Source organism: Cupriavidus sp. WKF15, assembly GCF_029278605.1.
Classification (GTDB): domain Bacteria; phylum Pseudomonadota; class Gammaproteobacteria; order Burkholderiales; family Burkholderiaceae; genus Cupriavidus.
In genome coordinates this window covers 1992763-2007797 of the sequence record NZ_CP119572.1, presented here as the reverse complement: position 1 = coordinate 2007797, position 15035 = coordinate 1992763, and the positions used below count along the sequence as shown (strand labels likewise).

General features: G+C 66.8%; 13 protein-coding genes and 1 tRNA gene. 1 reads left to right on the top strand and 13 read right to left on the bottom strand.

All coding sequences use genetic code 11. The annotated features are described in order from the left end of the window. Positions 1-138 precede the first annotated feature (138 nt). The 13 genes from CupriaWKF_RS09295 to CupriaWKF_RS09235 form a co-directional block, all read right to left on the bottom strand. Complete coding sequence (locus CupriaWKF_RS09295) at positions 139-1107, bottom strand: ABC transporter substrate-binding protein (RefSeq protein WP_276097621.1); 969 nt, start codon at positions 1105-1107, stop codon at positions 139-141. 276 nt (positions 1108-1383) lie between these two features. Further along, complete coding sequence (locus CupriaWKF_RS09290; RefSeq protein WP_276097620.1) at positions 1384-2442, bottom strand: aldo/keto reductase; 1059 nt, start codon at positions 2440-2442, stop codon at positions 1384-1386. 29 nt (positions 2443-2471) lie between these two features. Continuing rightward, the gene (locus tag CupriaWKF_RS09285) at positions 2472-3506 is read right to left on the bottom strand and encodes a quinone-dependent dihydroorotate dehydrogenase (RefSeq protein WP_276097619.1); all 1035 of its coding nucleotides are present in this window, start codon (positions 3504-3506) and stop codon (positions 2472-2474) included. 146 nt (positions 3507-3652) lie between these two features. Continuing rightward, positions 3653-4453: an arginyltransferase gene (locus CupriaWKF_RS09280; RefSeq protein ID WP_276097618.1), complete on the bottom strand. Its 801-nt coding sequence runs from the start codon at positions 4451-4453 to the stop codon at positions 3653-3655. A 36-nt stretch (positions 4454-4489) separates the two neighbouring features. Continuing rightward, positions 4490-5242 (bottom strand): leucyl/phenylalanyl-tRNA--protein transferase, encoded by a 753-nt coding sequence (gene aat, locus CupriaWKF_RS09275; protein ID WP_276097617.1) that lies wholly within the window; start codon positions 5240-5242, stop codon positions 4490-4492. A gap of 25 nt (positions 5243-5267) precedes the next feature. Next, positions 5268-5852, bottom strand: a complete 585-nt coding sequence (locus CupriaWKF_RS09270; RefSeq protein WP_153956161.1) for an NUDIX hydrolase — start codon at positions 5850-5852, stop codon at positions 5268-5270. A gap of 145 nt (positions 5853-5997) precedes the next feature. Beyond that, a tRNA-Met gene (locus tag CupriaWKF_RS09265) sits at positions 5998-6073 on the bottom strand. Positions 6074-6195: 122 nt separating this feature from the next. Further along, on the bottom strand, positions 6196-6948 hold the full coding sequence (locus CupriaWKF_RS09260) for an RES family NAD+ phosphorylase (protein WP_276097616.1): 753 nt from the start codon (positions 6946-6948) through the stop codon (positions 6196-6198). Continuing rightward, positions 6908-7297, bottom strand: coding sequence for an MbcA/ParS/Xre antitoxin family protein (locus tag CupriaWKF_RS09255; protein WP_276097615.1), 390 nt, complete (start codon positions 7295-7297; stop codon positions 6908-6910). Before CupriaWKF_RS09255 ends, CupriaWKF_RS09260 begins: the two co-directional genes overlap by 41 nt. A gap of 135 nt (positions 7298-7432) precedes the next feature. Then, positions 7433-8686: a benzoyl-CoA 2,3-epoxidase subunit BoxA gene (gene boxA / locus CupriaWKF_RS09250; protein WP_276097614.1), complete on the bottom strand. Its 1254-nt coding sequence runs from the start codon at positions 8684-8686 to the stop codon at positions 7433-7435. Between the two features lie 101 nt (positions 8687-8787). After that, the gene (gene boxB / locus CupriaWKF_RS09245; protein WP_276097613.1) at positions 8788-10212 is read right to left on the bottom strand and encodes a benzoyl-CoA 2,3-epoxidase subunit BoxB; all 1425 of its coding nucleotides are present in this window, start codon (positions 10210-10212) and stop codon (positions 8788-8790) included. Positions 10213-10363: 151 nt separating this feature from the next. Next, a complete protein-coding gene (boxC, locus tag CupriaWKF_RS09240; protein WP_276097612.1) occupies positions 10364-12049 on the bottom strand; it encodes a 2,3-epoxybenzoyl-CoA dihydrolase in 1686 nt (561 codons plus the stop codon). Between the two features lie 109 nt (positions 12050-12158). Further along, positions 12159-13088 (bottom strand): helix-turn-helix transcriptional regulator, encoded by a 930-nt coding sequence (locus CupriaWKF_RS09235; protein ID WP_276097611.1) that lies wholly within the window; start codon positions 13086-13088, stop codon positions 12159-12161. Between the two features lie 272 nt (positions 13089-13360). On the opposite strand from CupriaWKF_RS09235, the gene CupriaWKF_RS09230 reads away from it, so the two are divergent. After that, positions 13361-15034, top strand: coding sequence for a benzoate-CoA ligase family protein (locus CupriaWKF_RS09230; RefSeq protein ID WP_276097610.1), 1674 nt, complete (start codon positions 13361-13363; stop codon positions 15032-15034). Position 15035: the final 1 nt, after the last annotated feature.

Sequence of the window (15035 nt, the reverse complement as noted above, 5' to 3'; positions counted from 1 at the left end):
CGCCCGGATAAGGTCGGTCGGCTCGCCGTCTCGTTCAGGGGGCGGGCCCGGGTAGGGCGGTCTGGATCTTGTACTGTGGTGGACTAGCGGACGCGCGGCCGTCCGCCAGGCGCGGACGGCACAGGTCAGACGTTCTGCTTACTTGATGACGGTCTTGGCTTCCTTGACCAGGTCCGGCGACAGCGTCACGCCTTGCTTCTGCGCGGCGCCGGTGTTCACGAACAGTTCAAGGTTGCTGCTGGTTTCCGAGGCGATCACGCCCGGCTTCTCGCCCTTCAGGATGCGCACCACGACCTTGCCGGTCTGGTGGCCCAGGTCCAGGTAGTTGATGCCCAGCGCGGCGATGGCGCCACGCTTGACGCTGTCGGTGTCGGCGGCGACCAGCGGAATCTTCGACTCGTTGGCAACCTTGACCAGCGCTTCGTAGGCCGAAACCACGTTGTTGTCGGTGTTGGTGTAGATCACGTCGACCTTGCCGGCCAGGCTCTTGGCGGCGGCGCCGATGTCAACCGTGCGCGGGGCGGCGGCTTCCTTCAGGGTCAGGCCCTGCTTTCCCAGCAGTTCCTTCAGTTCCTTGACCACCACGACCGAATTGGCTTCGCCCGGGTTGTAGACCATGCCGACGGTCTTGGCATTCGGCACCACGCGCTTGATCAGGGCAACCTGCTTGTCCAGCGGCAGCTTGTCCGACACGCCGGTCACGTTGGTGCCCGACGGCGCCCAGCTCTTGACCAGTTGCGCGGCGACCGGATCGGTCACGCCCGAGTACACCACGGGCACGGTCTTGGTGGCGGCGACCACGGCCTGGGCCGACGGCGTGGCGATGGCAACGATGGCGTTGGGGTTGTCGCCGACGAACTTGCGGGCGATCTGGGCGGCGGTGCCGGTGTTGCCCTGGGCGCTCTGGTATTCCCACTTCAGGCTCTTGTCGGCGTCATAGCCGGCGGCCTTCAGCTCCTCGCGCACGCCATCGCGGATGGCGTCCAGCGCGGGGTGGTCCACGATCGACAGGACCTTGACGGTCTGGGCGTGCACGGCGCCGCCGCACAGCAATGCCAGCGCGACTGCGCCGCCGAGAATGGACTTGGTTGCCTTGAGACCCTTCATTTCGATCTGTTCTCCTCCGAGTGACTCGGTTCTGGATGGTACGGCCGCGCACAAGCATGGTCTCGCTGCCGGGCCGCCACGATGGCGTGGACAGCGCCTGCCCGTGGCTTGCGCGTGGCACTTCCGGCGGCTGGTGGAAGCGCGCGCTTGCGCGGCGGGCAAGACAGCGATAAGCCTGCGAGGATACCACTTCTCGCGCACGAAATGCGAAGTCTCGGAGGGGATGCGGGGCATCCGATGCTGCCGGAGCCCCATTTTTTGCCATCTGGGCGCAGATTATTGCGCGGGATTGCAGATTTCCTTGTGGATTTCCCCGATTGCGGCAATCACGTCTTCATGCAATTGCGTTTGCCGCGCATCGATGTTTTCCCGCAATTGCTCCAGCGACGTGGCGCCGATGATGGTGCTCGCGGCAAACCAGCGCGAATAGCACCAGGCCAGCGCCAGCGCCGCCGGCGACAGTCCGGCCTTGCGCGCAAGCTCGACGTAGCGGGCGGACGCCGCCATCGTCTCCGCGCGCATATAGCGCGGACTCCAGTCGGCGCCGAAACGCGTCAGCCGGCCGACCGCGGCGTGGTTGAACACGGGCTTCGCGGGGTCGCCGCTCAGGTACTTGCCGGTGAGCTGGCCGAACGCGAGTGGGCTGTAGACCAGCAGGCTGACGTCGCTGCGGAAGCAGGCCTCGTCCAGGCCCTGCTCGAAGCTGCGGTTGACCAGGTTGTACGGGTTCTGGATGGTGGCGATGCGCGGCAAGCCGTGCTGCTCCGCCAGCCTGACGAACTCGGCCACGCCCCATGGCGTTTCATTGGAGACGCCGACATGGCGGATCTTGCCCGCCTGAACCAGTTCGGCAAAGGTTTCGAGCTGCGCCTGGATCGGGGTGCAGGGCCGCTCCAGGGACGGATCGAAGCGGGTCTGCCCGAAGATCGGCGCGTTGCGCGCGGGCCAGTGGATCTGGTACAGGTCGATGTAGTCGGTCTGCAGCCGCTGCAGCGACGCGTCCACCGCCGCGCGGATGCCCGCGGGCGTGAAGTCGTCCCCATTGCGGATCCACGGCATCCGGCCAGGCCCGGCGACCTTGGTCGCCAGGACCACGCGGTCGCGCGGCTGGCGTTTGAGCCAGTTGCCGATGATCTGCTCGGTGCGGCTGTAGGTTTCGGCGCGCGGCCTGACCGGGTACATCTCGGCGGTATCGATGAAATTGATCCCGCGCGAGAGCGCATAGTCGAGCTGGCTGTGACCCTCGGCTTCCGTGTTCTGCTCGCCGAAGGTCATGGTGCCCAGGCAGATGCGCGAGACCTGCAGGTCGCTGCGTCCGAGGCGGATGGTTTCCATGTTTCCCTCCTTGCCGTCCTGCATGGATTTCAGGCGCGCAGCGCGGCGGCACAGTCGCGCACCAGCGTCGGGCCGCGGTAGATCAGGCCGCTATAGACCTGCACGAGCTTGGCGCCGGCATCGATCTTGGCGCGCGCGTCGGCGCCGCTGAAGATGCCGCCCACGCCGATGATCGGCACTTCTTCGCCGACCACCTGGCGCAGCGCGCGCACTACGTGCGTCGACTGCTCGAATACGGGCCGCCCGGACAGGCCGCCGGCTTCTTCTGCGTGCGGCAGGCCCTTCACGGCATCGCGCGAGATCGTGGTGTTGGTGGCGATCACGCCGTCGATCTTGTGGCGCACCAGCGCGTCGCCGATATTGCCAATCTGGTCGGCGTCGAGATCCGGCGCAATCTTCAGCGCCACCGGCACGTAGCGCTTGTGCTGGTCGGCCAGTCGTTGCTGCGCGCTCTTGAGCGTCGACAGCAGGCTGTCGAGTTCGCTGGCGCCCTGGAGCTGGCGCAGGTTCTTGGTGTTCGGCGACGAGATGTTGACCGTCACGTAGCTCGCGTGCGGATAGACGCGCTCCAGGCAGTACAGGTAATCATCGGCGGCGCGTTCGATCGGCGTGTCGGCGTTCTTGCCGATGTTCAGGCCCAGCACGCCGCCTTCAGCCTTCCAGCGCGAGGCCCTGACGTTGGCGATGAAGGCATCGACGCCGCCGTTGTTGAAGCCCATGCGGTTGATCAGCGCATCGGCCTGCGGCAGGCGGAACATGCGCGGGCGCGGGTTGCCGGCCTGCGCGCGCGGCGTGACGGTGCCCACTTCGATGAAGCCGAAGCCGAACGCCGCCAGCCCGTCGATATAGGCGCCGTCCTTGTCCAGGCCGGCGGCAAGGCCTACCGGGTTGGGGAAGCGCACGCCCATCACCGTGCGCGGATCGTCGGCGATCCGGTTGCCGATGCAGCCGGCCAGGCCCATGCGCTGCGCGCGCAGGAGATTGTTCAGGGTGAAGTGGTGGGCGTCCTCCGCGTCCATCGAGAACAGGGCGGGGCGGAGCAGGGGGTAGAGCGCGTTGAGCACGGGGAGAGGCGACCGGAGCCGGTGCAGAGTGAAAACCAAGCCGGCATTGTAACGGCAGGGGCGGCAGGGGCGGCAGGGGCGGCAGGGGCGCTTGCCCGCGCGCTGTGCCGCCTGGCCGGCCCGCGCATGCCGGCGGCCGTTGCCCGCTATTTCTGCGCGGGGCCGGCGCCGTCCGCCTGCGCGGCGGGCATCGTGTCGTGTACTTCGTCCTCGAACGCCCGCCATTGGTTGCCGCTCAGTATCTGCAGCGGGCGGAAACGTGCCTTGTAGGCCATCTTCCGGCTTTCCGCGATCCAGTAGCCCAGGTACAGGTGAGGCAGGGCGAGTTCACGCGTCTGGCGGATCTGCCAAAGGATGTTGTAGGTGCCGTAGCTGGCGTTGCGCTCCAGCGGATCGTAGAAGGTATAGACCGATGACAGGCCGTCGTCGAGCACGTCGATCATGCTGACCATGCGCAGCTTGCCGGCCTCGGGCGAGCCCGGCGGCTCGCGGAACTCCACCAGGCGCGAGTTCACGCGGCTTTGCAGCAGGAACTGCTCGTACTGGTCGCGGCTGTCCTGGTCCATGCCGCCGCCGGCGTGGCGCATCGACTGGTACAGCAGGTACAGCGCGTAGTGTTCTTCGACATACGTCAGCGGTGCCACCAGCGCCTGCAGGTGCCCGTGGCGGCGCCAGGCGCGGCGTTGCGAGCGGTCCGGCTCGAACTGGTCCACCAGCACGCGGCAAGGCGTGCAAGCGTGGCATTCATCGCAATAGGGCCGGTAAGTGAAGATGCCGCTGCGGCGGAACCCGGCGCGCACCAGCCGCGAGTACACGTCCGCATTGATCAGGTGGGCCGGCGTCGCCACTTGCGAGCGGGCCATGCGGCCATCGAGATAGCTGCAGGCATAGGGTGCCGTTGCATAGAACTGCAAGGCGGAAAGCGGAAGCTCCTTCAGCTTGCTCATGGCTCAGGACCTGGGGCGGATGATGCAGCCAGCTTGTCAGACGGCCGGGGCGGCGGGCGTGGCGGTCCACCGTTCCAGCACCGATTTGTCGAACCGCCACGGCGTGATCGCCGGTTGTGCCGAAGCGGTCCGCACATGCGCCAGGAACTCCGCGCGCGAGATCGGGCGCGCGCCAAGCGAGGCCAGGTGATCGGTTTCCTGCTGGCAGTCTATCATCGGCACGCCGTGGTTGCCGAGGAACGCGCACAGCGCCGCCAGCGCGATCTTGGAGGCATCCGTACGGTGCGCGAACATCGATTCGCCGTAGAACATATGGCCCAGCGCCACGCCATAGAGCCCGCCCACGCGCTCGCCGCGGTACCAGGCCTCGACCGAGTGCGCCATGCCGCTGCCGTGCAGCGCGCTGTAGGCGGCAATGATCTCCCCGGTGATCCAGGTGCCGTCCTGGCCTTCGCGCGGTGTCAGCGCGCAGGCCCGCATCACGGCCAGGAAGTCGTCGTCGACGCGAATTTCCCAGTCGGGGTCGCGCAGCACGCGGCGCAGCGTCTTGCGGAAGGTGGTGGAAATCTTCAGGGCCTGCGGTGCCAGCACCATGCGCGGATCGGTGCTCCACCACAGCACCGGCTGGCCCACCGAGTACCACGGGAAGATGCCCTGGCGGTAAGCCAGCAGCAGCCGCTGGGGCGACAGGTCGCGACTGGCGGCCAGCAGGCCCGGCGCCTCGGTGGCAGGCCCCAGCGCGCGCTCCACCGGCGGAAACGGATCTTGCGGATCCAGCCAGGCAATCATGCTGGGGCTGCCGGGGCAGAAGCGATCAGGGGGTGACCGTCGCCCGGCTGGTCAGCGGGCGCATGGGCTTGTCGATATCCAGGCTGTGCAGCCGGAAGCTGCCGTCCTGCAACCGGCCCGCGGCGCGGTCGGCAAAGAAGCAGCGCAGCGTGTGGATCACCGTGGGGAAAGCGAGCTCGTCCCACGGCACGTCGGCTTCTTCCACCAGCTTTACTTCCAGGCTTTCCTCGCCGGGGGCGACGTCGAGGTCGTCCAGCGTGGCCAGGTAGAAAAGATGCACCTGGTGCACATGCGGAACGTTCAGGATCGAGAACAGCTCTCCGACCTGAACGCGGGCACCGGCTTCCTCCAGCGTTTCGCGCGAGGCGGCCTGCGCCGTGGTCTCGCCGATCTCCATGAACCCGGCCGGCAGCGTCCAGAAACCGTAGCGCGGCTCGATCGCGCGCTTGCACAGCAGGATCTTGTCTTCCCAGACCGGGATCGTGCCGACCACGTTGCGGGGATTGACGTAGTGGATGGTGCCGCAGTTGTCACAAACACTGCGCGGGCGGTTGTCGCCGTCTGGTACGCGCAGCACAACCGCATGGCCACAATTCGAGCAGAATTTCATGAGGGGCGTCCGGGAGGAATGGGGCAAAGTGTATCACCGCGCGGCGCGCATGCCTGAGGCCGCAGGGGCGCAAGGCGGTGCACCGGACCCGGAAAGCAAAAAGCCCGCGATTGCGGGCTTTGCGTTGTTCGACGCGCTGATGCGTTGGTTGCGGGGGCAGGACTTGAACCTGCGACCTTCGGGTTATGAGCCCGACGAGCTGCCAACTGCTCCACCCCGCGTCCGTCGAAGAAAAAATTATAGGGCACTGGATGCCGCATTGCAATACCTGCCTGAAGAAAATATGAATCAGCATGCAATGCCGCCTGCCATAAAGGTTGGACGGCAACGCGGCTGGCTAAGTTCAGACGTCCGGCGGACTTTCGCTTGTGCGTTGCCACAGCGATGCCGCGAACTCGAAACTGTCGCGCTGCTGCAGGTCGTCACGCTGCCAGATCACGCGGTCGCGGCGCACGGTCAGCATCCAGGTGGTGGTTGCCAGCGGCTGCGGGTGGGCAAATGCGCGCGGAGACAGTACGGCGCCGCAAGGTCCATGCTGCGGGTCGCGCACCGAGGTGTAGCGGATCAGGCCGATGCCGGCTTCGCGCGCGACGCGGCCAAAGGCCTGGCAGGTCTCGTGGCTGTCGGGATCGGTCCATTGCGCGCTGTCCCGATCGAAGGGCGGCGCGTCCAGCGCCACGCCGTCGGTGCGCACGCTGACCTCGAACAGGGTCTGGGCACGGGCGTCGATGCGGGGCAGGGCGGGGCTATCGTTCAGGAAGCGCCAGCGCCAGTAGCCCAGTTCGGCGCAGGCGGTACGGATTTCCTCTGCGCCATAGAACACGCCCGGGTCCTGGCTGGCGCGAAAGCGCGAGCCCCATGGCGACGGCGGATAACGGAACGGCGTGAACAGGAGATAGTGCAGATGGCGCGCTTCCGCGGGCACGGCGGGCTTGCCGGCGTCGAGCACGGCTTCCAGCACGGCCTGCTCGTCGAGGCTGTCGACCAGGGGCATGGTCGAAACCACGTGCTGGGCTTCCACCGCACGCCAGAGGCTGAGCGCGAACGGCCGGCGCTCAGATGCGACCGCGGGTGGCGTCCAGGTAGTGAACGACACGAACGAGACCTTCGGTGGTGCGGATCATTTCGAGGGGTTTGCCGCCCAGCGCCAGGTTCTCGTTGGTCAGCCATAGCCGGGCCTGGTCGCCGTGCCCGAGGATGGCATCGAGCGAGCGGAACAGCCGTACGAACAGCACGCCGAATTCCCACTCCTTGCGGTGCTTGTCGAGGATGTACAGGCCGGATGCCATGCGTGAAACCGATGCCGTGCTGATGCCCAGCACGCTGGCCACGATCGCCTGGCTGATGCCCAGGAAGCCGGCCGCGCGCATGACGGCCTTGGTCAGCGTGGCGCCAGGGTCCGGCCCGCTGGCGGGTTCTGTTTCCGGAATTCGCCTCGATTGCATCGCCTCTGCTCCTGTTTCTTCAGAAACATTATAGGCGAGTCATTTCAGAAGGGAAGTGCCAGGTGCGGGAATCCGGCCCGCGGCGCGGTACGAGGCAGCCGGCGGATGCAGAGGCGGCTGCCCGCCACGTCTTGCTCAGTAAGTCTCGATATGCAGACGGCCTTCGCTCCTCATGGTGGCCTCCAGCTCCTGCCAGGACTGGCCGGCCGCGGCACAGGCGTCGCCAAAGGCCGACAGCACGCCTTCTTCCATCCCCTTCAGGCCACAGATGTAGACATGGCCGTGCGGGTCGGCCAGCAGGGCCGCCACGCCGGCGGACGCCTCGCGGATCGCGTCCTGTACATAGCGGCGTGGCACCCCGGCATCGCGCGAGAAGGCGAAGTGGATGTCCAGAAAGTCCCTGGGCAGCTTCAGCAGCGGGCCGAAATAGGGCAGCTCGCGCGCGTTGCGGGCCCCGAAGAACAGCATGCGGCGTCCGCCGAAGTGCTCCATGTTGCGCCGCATGCGCTCGGTCATGGCCCGCATCGGCGCCGAACCGGTGCCGGTGCACACCATCATGATGCTGGCCTCGCGGTGGTTGGGCATCAGGAACGTGGTGCCGAACGGCCCCACCACCTGCACGGTGTCGCCCTTGGCCAGGTCGCACAGGAAGTTGGAGGCCACGCCGCGCACCGGATTGCCGTCGTGGTCTTCCTCGACGCGCTTCACCGTCAGCGCCAGGTTGTTGTAGCCCGGGCGTTCGCCGTCGCGCGGGCTGGCAATCGAATACATGCGGATGTAGTGCGGCTTGCCGGCGGCGTCGGTGCCGGGCGGCAAGATGCCGATGGCCTGTCCTTCCAGCACGGGGAAGAAGTGCGTGCCGAAGTCCAGCACGATGTGGTGGATGTCGCTGGAGGCGTCCTCCGCGGTCAGCCGGTAGTTGCCAGCCACCGTAGCTGTCACCGGCGCGCGCACGCCGTGCAGGTTCACGTAAGGGTGGGCCGCCGACCAAGGCGCACGCGACGAGGTGTGGAGGCTTGTTTCCACGGCCTGTACCGTCACGCCGCCTTCATCGGCCGCGGCCGCGGTGTCGGCGCGCACGGCTTCATCGGTGCCCGCGGCGTCGAGGTCGGCCGCTGGCAGCGGTACCTCGGCCGGCAACTCGTCCCACAGCAGCTGTTCCTCGATCGGGTAGGCCTGGCCCCTGAGCATGGTGCGCCAGTTGTCGATGGCGCCGGTAGGGCACGGCGACAGGCAGGCGTTGCAGGCATTGCAGACGTCGGCCTTCACCACATAGTTGCGCTCGTCATGGGTGATGGCATCGATCGGGCACGTGTCCTCGCAGGTATTGCAGCGGATGCAGATTTCCGGATCGATCAGGTGCTGCTTGATGATTTCGGGGGCGCCCATGGTATGTCTCCATGTGGGGCGGGGCCGTATGCGGCCCCGGGGCTGACAGTCCTGTCTGTCTTGTGATGTCTTGCGATGTCTTGAGATCGGGGGGCGGCCGCTCAGTTGAACCGCACGTACTCGAAATCCATCGGCTGGCGGTTGATGCCGACGGCCGGCGGGGCGATCCAGTTGGCGTATTTGCCCGGTTCGGCCACGCGGCCCATCAGTGAGGCGACATAGGCGCGGTCTGCTTCCGTCGCCAGCCACTTCGGTGCGGTGGCCTGCCACTGCGCTTCGGACAGCACCTCTCCGGTCGGCGATACATGCACATTGGACAGCGTGCCGATCTTGCGGTTGAAGGCCTTGTGCGGGACCGTCAGCTTGAACGGGATGCCGTGCTTCTCGATCACCTTGTTCCAGCGCGCCACGCCGCCGATCGAATCGCGGATGTAGTCGTCGCGCAGCACTTCGTTGAGTGCGTTGAGCATCGGCACCTCGCGCTCGCCGAGCTGGCCGTCGCGCACTTCGAGCACGCGGTAGACGTCGCTCTTGAGCACGTGGTCGTCGGTGCGCTTGCCTTCCTCGAAGCGGCCCTTGAGCCCGGCGCTGTAGAACGTGGCCGCATTGGACGACTGGTCCGCGCCGAACAGGTCGATGGTGACGCTGTAGTGGAAGTTCAGGTAGCGCTGGATGGTCTCCAGGTCGATCACGCCGGCGGCGCGCACCTCGGCCGGGTCGCGGATGTCGCGCTCGCGCATGACCTCGCAGGTACGCTGGATCACGCGCGACACACCCGATTCGCCCACGAACATATGGTGCGCTTCCTCGGTCAGCATGAAGCGCGTGGTGCGCGCGAGCGGATCGAAGCCCGATTCGGCCAGCGCGCACAACTGGAACTTGCCGTCGCGGTCGGTGAAGTAGGTGAACATGAAGAACGACAGCCAGTCGGGCGTGCGCTCGTTGAACGCGCCGAGGATGCGCGGGTTGTCCTGGTCGCCGGAGCGGCGGTCCAGCAGGGCCTCGGCTTCCTCGCGCCCGTCGCGCCCGAAGTAGCGGTGCAGCAGGTACACCATGGCCCACAGGTGGCGGCCTTCCTCGACGTTGACCTGAAACAGGTTGCGCAGGTCGTACAGCGACGGGCAGGTCAGTCCCAGGTGCCGTTGCTGCTCGACCGAGGCGGGTTCGGTATCGCCCTGCGTGACGATGATGCGGCGCAGGTTGGCGCGGTGCTCGCCGGGCACGTCCTGCCACGCGGCTTCGCCCTTGTGCTCGCCGAAATGGATCTGGCGCGCCGGGTCGGCCGGCTGCAGGAAGATGCCCCAGCGGTAGTCGGGCATCTTCACGTAGTCGAAATGCGCCCAGCCCGACGGGTCGACCGACACCGCCGTGCGCAGGTACACGTCAAAGTCGTGCGAGCCCTCCGGCCCCATGTCGCGCCACCAGTCCAGGAACGCCGGCTGCCAGTGCTCCAGTGCACGCTGCAGCGCGCGGTCGTCCGCCAGGTTGACGTTGTTGGGGATCTTCTGGCTGTAGTCGATGCTCACGGGGTGTCTCCTGTATTTGGGGTGCGTGTCGGGATTCTCGTGAGACTGGTTCAGGGCGAAGCGAAGCGGTTCTGGCTAGGCGCGGGGCCGCAGACAGTACAAGTAGTACGGCAAGGCCGCGCAACGACGCCAGAATCGTCCTGAACCAGTCTCACACGCGGTTCCAGTCGAAGCGGGCTTTGTTGCCGGTACCGAACACCTTGAGCGCGCCGTTTTCGCCCACCGCGTTGGGGCGGTTGAAGATCCAGTTCTGCCATGCCGTCAGGCGCCCGAAGATGCGGGTTTCCATGGTCTCGCCAGGGCCGAAGCGCAGATTGGCTTCGAGGCCCGTGAGCGCATCGGGCGACAGGCTGGCGCGCTCTTCGACCGCGATGCGGATCTCGTCCTCCCAGTCCATGTCGTCGGGGGCGGCAGTGATCAGTCCCAGCGAATCCGCGCTGAGCGCGTCGAGCGGCGCGCCGATGTGCTCGCGCGCGGCGGTGATGGCGGCTTCGTCCTGATAGAAGCGCGCGGCCAGGCGGGAAAGGCCGTTCGGCATCGGGTAGCGGCCAAAGTTGGCTTCGCTGAGGAACACACGCGGCGCGTCATCCGGTGCATCGGGCAAGTGCAGCATGTAGCTGCGATCAGCCGCCAGCGCCAGTTCGAGCAGCGTGCCGGCGAAGCAGGAATCCTGCTCGATCAGCGCGAACAGGCTGCGCGAAGACACATCCAGCCGCGCCAGCGTACGGCGCAGCATGCCGATGGTTTCGCGCACGAACCAGTGGCTGGCGTGCGCCTCCATCAGTGCATCGGCGGCCAGTACGGCGGCGGGATCGCCATCGGTCTTCATGACCCACATGCCGATATCGAGATGGTTGGTCCGCAGTGTCAGGATGGCGTCGTCGAGCTCGCGCGCCATCTTGAGCGGCCACCACTGCATGCCCGCGGACACGATGCCCGCCAGGTCCGTCGGCTGGTGACGATCCGGCCCGAATACCGTGATGGTGGCCTTGCGCGCGGCGCGGTCGAAGTGGACCCGCACGGTGTCGTAGCGATAGCCGTCTTCCTCGGCAGTGCGCGACAGCGGCGTGAGTTCGACGCCATGATGGCCTTGCGGGCGATCGCTGGTGGCCGCCAGCGCGGCGGCGCGCTCGGCGACATATTCGGCAAAGCGTGCGGGTTTGACCACGTCATCCACGAGCTTCCAGTCCTTGGCGCGCTGGCCGCGCACGCCTTCGGTGGTGGTGCAGAAGATGTCGGCATGGTCGCGGCGCACGTGGCGCTTGTCGGTCACCCGCGTCAGGCCGCCGGTGCCCGGCAGCACCCCCAGAAGCGGCACTTCCGGCAGGCTGACGGCGGAGGAGCGGTCGTCGACCAGCACGATCTCGTCGCAGGCCAGCGCCAGCTCATAGCCGCCGCCCGCCGTGGTGCCGTTGCACGCGGCAATAAACTTCAGCCCCGAGTGGCGGCTGGCGTCTTCGATGCCGTTGCGTGTCTCGTTGGTGAACTTGCAGAAATTCACCTTCCACGCATGCGACGACTGGCCCAGCATGAAGATATTGGCGCCCGAGCAAAAGATGCGGTCGCGTGCGCTGGTCATCACCACCGTGCGGACTTCCGGGTGCTCGAAGCGGATGCGTTGCAGGGCGTCGTGCAGTTCGATGTCGACGCCCAGGTCGTAGGAATTCAGCTTCAGCGTGTAGCCCGGCCGCAGTCCGCCTTCCTCATCGACGTCCATCGCCAGCGTGGCGACCGGGCCTTCAAACGTGAGTTTCCAGTGGCGGTATTGATCGGGGTGGCGTTCAAACGTGACGGGTTGGTCGGAAGCTTGGCTGAGGGCGGTGGCCGGCGCGGACATGGCTGTCTCCTTGATGCACTATAGTGCCTTGCGGCTTTTAATGAAATATAGTGCATGGTGCCGAGCGACGCAATACCTTTCTGCGCCGCCGCGGGCAAGAGCGGCCGACTCAGGCGATGACGTTGGGAAGCTGGGCGCGCAGGGCCTGCAGCGAGGTGTGGGCGTCCTGTCCGCTGGTGTCCAGCGCGATGTCAGCGCGGGCGTAGAGCGGCGTGCGGGCCTGCAGGATGCGGCGCAGGTCCGTCATGGCCTCGCGGTTGCCCTGCATGGGACGCATGTCGCCCTGTGCCACCACGCGGGCCATGTGCTCTTCCGGCGAGGTCTTGACCCACACGGTATAGCAGCGCGACAGCAGCAGGTTGAAGGTGGCTGGCTCGGAAACGAGGCTGCCCGGGGTGGCAAGCACCATGCTGTCGTGCTCGCGCAGTGCGCGTTCGAGCGCGCGCATCTCGTAGCGGCGGTACGCGGCCTGGCCATATAGCGAATGGATCTCCGAGAGGCTGGCGCCGGCTTCCTGCTCGATCACATTATTGAGTTCGACGAACGGCATGTCTTCCGCCGCCGCCAGGGCGCGGCCGAGCGTGGATTTTCCCGCGCCGCGCAAACCGATCAGGGCAATCCGGCGGTGGCGCGCATCCCGGGATTCCGCGGGCGCCAGTGCGTGTCGGCAGGCTTCGCGCACGCGCGCCAGGTCGCTCGTGGGCAGCTGTGCCAGCCATTGCACGAGCTGCGCAAATTCGGTGGCCTGCTGGCTATTGAGCCCGTCGACTTCGGCCAGCACGACCGGCAGTGGCACATCGAGCGCCCGTGCGACCTGCCGCAGCAGCAGCACCGACGCATTGCCCGTGCCGGTTTCCAGGTTGGCCAGATACCGTTCCGAGACATCCGCGCCGCGCGCCAGGTCCTTGCGCGACATGCCGCGCGCGGCGCGCAGCGAGCGGATGCGCTCGCCCAGTTGCGTGAGATAGGGATCGCGTTCGCCACTGGCGCCGCTGGTGCGGGCATCGGGCGAGGGCAGCGGTTCGGGTTCTCGGCGCATGGCGTGCTGGTATATCAAGGCGGTCTTGGCTGGCCCTTGTGCGGTATCCGGCCGGAAAAAGAGGCGAATTATAAGGGAGTCCTTTGGGGTGGAAGGGCTTGTGGTGTCATATAGTGCATCTACTAACTTGCATGATAGTTGATATGAAATAAAATGCATCAACAAGCCGATGCGATCGCCTCAGCGCAGCGGCAATCCAAGAGCGACCGGCCTGACGCCGCCGCGCCTCCTGTGCCTTGCGCCGGCGGCGGGCGACACCAAGGAGTGGAGACATGACGCCCCCCAATACCGCTGCCGGTTCGCCGGCGGGTGTATCGCTTTCGCCCGGAACTGCCGAATCCGACATCACTGCGTTGCCTGCCCGGTACAACGCTGCCGCCGACCTGCTCGGCCGCAACCTGGCCGCCGGCCGGGGCGACAAGATTGCCTATGTCGACGATGCCGGCACGCTGACCTTCTCCGAACTCGACGCGCGCTGCCGCCGATTTGCCGCCGCGCTGCATGACGCCGGCTTCCGGCGCGAAGAGCGGTTGCTGCTGTGCGCGCTCGACACGATCGATTTTCCAACGGTCTTTCTCGGTTGCCTGCTCGCCGGCGTGGTGCCGGTCGCGGTGAACACGCTGCTGACGGCGGATGACTACGCCTACATGCTCGACCACTGCGGCGCGCGCGCGGTGGTGGTGTCGGAGGCATTGCTGCCCACCATGAAGACCGCGATCGCGAAGAGCGGCCGGTCTCCGATGCTGATCCAGGCGGGCCCGTATCAGGACGCGGCGCCCAGCTGCAGCGTGGAGGCGGTCGTGGCGCGTACGCGTTCGACCGCGCCGGATGCGGGCACGGGGCCGGACGACATGGCGTTCTGGCTCTATTCGTCAGGCTCGACCGGCCGGCCCAAGGGCACCGTGCATACGCACGGCAACCTGTTCCACACGGCCGACCTGTACGCGCGCCGCGTGCTGGGCCTGCGCGAAGACGATGTCGTGTTCTCGGCGGCCAAGCTCTTCTTTGCCTACGGACTTGGCAATGCGCTGACCTTCCCGCTGTCGGTCGGCGCCACCACGGTATTGATGGCGGAACGGCCGACGCCGGGCGCCGTATTCCAGCGGCTGCGCGAGCATCGGCCCACTGTGTTCTGCGGCGTGCCCACGCTGTTTGCCGGCATGCTGGCCGCGCCGGACCTGCCGCCACGCAGCGACGTGGCCATGCGCGTCTGTACCTCGGCCGGCGAGGCGCTGCCGCGGGATATCGGCGAACGGTACCTGGCGCATTTTGGCTGCGACATCCTCGACGGCATCGGCTCCACCGAAATGCTCCATATCTTCCTGTCGAACCGCCCAGGGGACGTCCACTACGGTACCACCGGCAAGCCGGTGCCCGGCTATGAACTCAAGCTGCTGGACGAGCTTGGCGAGCAATCCAGGCCCGGCGAGATCGGCGACCTGTACATCAAGGGGCCGTCCGCGGCACTGATGTACTGGTGCAACCGCGACAAGAGCCGCGACACCTTCGTTGGCGCGTGGACGCGCAGCGGCGACAAGTACCTGCAGGACGCCGACGGCTACTACATCTACGCCGGGCGCAGCGACGACATGCTCAAGGTCGGCGGCATCTATGTCTCGCCATTCGAGGTCGAGGCCGCGCTTGCCCAGCACCCGGCAGTGCTGGAGGCGGCGGTGATCGGGGTGGTCGATGCCGACGACCTGGTCAAGCCGAAGGCCTTCGTCGTGATGCGGCCGGGGCAGCATTGGCATACTGGCATGGCGGCCGAACTGCAGGCTTTCGTCAAGTCGAGGCTGGCGCCGTACAAGTACCCGCGTCAGATCGAGTGCGTAGAGGAATTGCCCAAGACGGCCACTGGCAAGATCCAGCGCTTCCGCCTGCGCCAGCGCGAGGAAGCCGCGCGGCAGGCCGGCGCGGGCGCCGCAACCGTTTCCGCCAATGCCTGAC

What these genes read in the sequence shown, in the direction of transcription:
- CupriaWKF_RS09270 (WP_153956161.1), bottom strand. Translation starts at nt 5,852, where the DNA reads ATGAAATTCTGCTCGAATTGTGGCCATGCGGTTGTGCTGCGCGTACCA.
- CupriaWKF_RS09295 (WP_276097621.1), bottom strand. Translation starts at nt 1,107, where the DNA reads ATGAAGGGTCTCAAGGCAACCAAGTCCATTCTCGGCGGCGCAGTCGCG.
- boxA (WP_276097614.1), bottom strand. Translation starts at nt 8,686, where the DNA reads ATGGGCGCCCCCGAAATCATCAAGCAGCACCTGATCGATCCGGAAATC.
- boxC (WP_276097612.1), bottom strand. Translation starts at nt 12,049, where the DNA reads ATGTCCGCGCCGGCCACCGCCCTCAGCCAAGCTTCCGACCAACCCGTC.
- aat (WP_276097617.1), bottom strand. Translation starts at nt 5,242, where the DNA reads ATGATTGCCTGGCTGGATCCGCAAGATCCGTTTCCGCCGGTGGAGCGC.
- CupriaWKF_RS09255 (WP_276097615.1), bottom strand. Translation starts at nt 7,297, where the DNA reads ATGCAATCGAGGCGAATTCCGGAAACAGAACCCGCCAGCGGGCCGGAC.
- CupriaWKF_RS09230 (WP_276097610.1), top strand. Translation starts at nt 13,361, where the DNA reads ATGACGCCCCCCAATACCGCTGCCGGTTCGCCGGCGGGTGTATCGCTT.
- CupriaWKF_RS09280 (WP_276097618.1), bottom strand. Translation starts at nt 4,453, where the DNA reads ATGAGCAAGCTGAAGGAGCTTCCGCTTTCCGCCTTGCAGTTCTATGCA.
- CupriaWKF_RS09235 (WP_276097611.1), bottom strand. Translation starts at nt 13,088, where the DNA reads ATGCGCCGAGAACCCGAACCGCTGCCCTCGCCCGATGCCCGCACCAGC.
- CupriaWKF_RS09290 (WP_276097620.1), bottom strand. Translation starts at nt 2,442, where the DNA reads ATGGAAACCATCCGCCTCGGACGCAGCGACCTGCAGGTCTCGCGCATC.